Raw genomic sequence first — 243 nt, 5'->3', positions numbered from 1 at the left:
CTTCGGTTCGCGCTTTTCGAGGAATGCCTTGATCGCCTCGCGATAGTCTTCGCTGGTGGTGGCGAGTGCGTACTGATCGAGGTCCATGAACGTCGTGGCGGCATGCAGCGCATTGGCGGCGGCGTTGACGCCCTGCTTGGACATGCGCACCGCATTGGGCGGAAGCTTCGCCACCTTCTGGGCCCAGCGCCGCGCCGCAGCGAGGGCTTCGCCGTCGGGCACAACCTCGTCGGCGAGGCCCCA

General features: G+C 66.7%; 1 protein-coding gene. It reads right to left on the bottom strand.

Going from position 1 to position 243, the window contains the following annotated elements; translation table 11 throughout:
• Positions 1-243: enoyl-CoA hydratase-related protein (locus Q5762_RS39410; RefSeq protein ID WP_315897133.1), on the bottom strand; the 243-nt coding region annotated here is incomplete at both ends.

The organism is Streptomyces sp. P9(2023) (assembly GCF_032436795.1).
In the GTDB taxonomy this organism is placed as follows: domain Bacteria; phylum Actinomycetota; class Actinomycetes; order Streptomycetales; family Streptomycetaceae; genus Streptomyces.
This window is presented reverse-complemented; position numbering and strand designations above follow the sequence as displayed.